At 55.1% G+C, this 1390-nt stretch carries 2 protein-coding genes and 1 pseudogene; all 3 read left to right on the top strand.

Annotation, left to right across the window (positions count from 1 at the left end):
- Window positions 1-402 (top strand): PTS system mannose/fructose/sorbose family transporter subunit IID (locus B7C60_RS17895; RefSeq protein WP_245868576.1); only part of this gene is annotated, 402 nt, incomplete at its 5' end.
- Between the two features lie 53 nt (window positions 403-455).
- Window positions 456-893, top strand: coding sequence for a PTS galactosamine/N-acetylgalactosamine transporter subunit IIA (agaF, locus tag B7C60_RS05030; protein ID WP_099610715.1), 438 nt, complete (start codon window positions 456-458; stop codon window positions 891-893).
- 2 nt (window positions 894-895) lie between these two features.
- Window positions 896-1390, top strand: a pseudogene (locus B7C60_RS17890) (N-acetylglucosamine-6-phosphate deacetylase); the annotation flags it as partial.

Here is a 1390-nt window from a genome sequence, read left to right as displayed (position 1 = left end):
GGTCCGTTCGTGTTCTTCGTACTGTACCAAATTCCGCACTTCTTAGCGTACTTTGGTCTGATGTTCCTTGGCTACAACGCGGGTGCGAAAGCGATGAGCGCCATGAGTGGCGTGACCGAGAAGTTAGCGCGCGCGGCCAACATCATGGGTCTGTTCGTGATTGGGGCGTTGACCGCCACCTTCATCAAAGTCAACACCACGCTTGAGCTCGAGATGGGCGGCAAAGCGGTGTCGCTGCAACACGACCTGTTTGACAAGATCATGCCGAACCTGCTGCCACTGGCACTGGTGTTCTTCATGTTCAAAATGGTGCGCGGCAAAGGCTTCTTTGCCAAACCACCAGTACTGATTTTTGGTACTCTCGCGTTTGGCGTCGTGGGCCACTATCTCGGTATTCTCTAAGTTTGACCAAAGGGGAAGGCAAGCGCTTCTCCTTATTTTTAAGGAATTTTCTCATGATTGGTATTGTTGTTTCAGGCCACATCAACTTTGCGACCGGCATGCAGTCGGCCTTTCAAGCCATCGCTGGCGAACAAGATCAGTTTCAATTTGTGGATTTTTTAGAGTCCATGTCGACCGACGATTTAGAAGCTGAGCTACGCAAAGCGGTGCAAGCGGTCAACACCGGTGACGGCGTGCTGTTTTTGTGTGACATGGTGGGGGGCTCGCCGTGCAACCGCGCGATGAACATCATGATGGATACCCCGAATGTCGAAATTGTCGCCGGCGTGAACCTGGCGATGATCGCCAACTCAGCGTTTGAGCGCGATGGCAGCAACCTCGACGACTTGGTGGAAACGCTGCTGGAAATTGGTGGCTCAACCATGCAATCCATGCGTCAGGCACTCGCGAAAATCAGCGCGGCCGCGGCAGATGACGACGACGGTTTATAAGCATGCGTTTTGCCCTATTAGCGGATAAGGTCTTCACCCCAAATGGGGTGGAGCACGACACCGCCGTGATCGTCAATGGCGATACCATCGAAGCGGTAACCCAGCAGATCCCAAGTGATTGCGAGTGCATTCGTCTTGAAGGCCAGTCTCTGATGGCTGGCTTTGTTGATATTCACATTCACGGTCGCGGTGGGCGTGACGTTATGGACGCCACCCCTGAGGCGCTGCAAACCATCAGTGACGCGCTGCCAGAAACGGGCGTCGTTGCCTGGTGTGGCACTACCGTCACCGCGCCGATGGACGAAATCCACGCCGCGCTCAGTGGCGTGAAACGCTTTATTGAGCAGGGTCAGAGCTCGGGTGCCGAACTGGTGGGCTCGTTCTTAGAAGGGCCTTACTTTACCGAACCGTTTCGTGGCTCGCACCCGACGCGCTTTTTAAAAGCCGCGACACTGGATGAACTCGAGCAGCTCAGCGCCTGCGCCGGGGACACCTTA

It is taken from the genome of Vibrio fujianensis, from assembly GCF_002749895.1.
Classification (GTDB): domain Bacteria; phylum Pseudomonadota; class Gammaproteobacteria; order Enterobacterales; family Vibrionaceae; genus Vibrio; species Vibrio fujianensis.
This window is presented reverse-complemented; position numbering and strand designations above follow the sequence as displayed.

Bases quoted from the DNA above. Each gene is read 5' to 3' on its own strand.
- agaF (WP_099610715.1), top strand. From the start codon at position 456: ATGATTGGTATTGTTGTTTCAGGCCACATCAACTTTGCGACCGGCATG.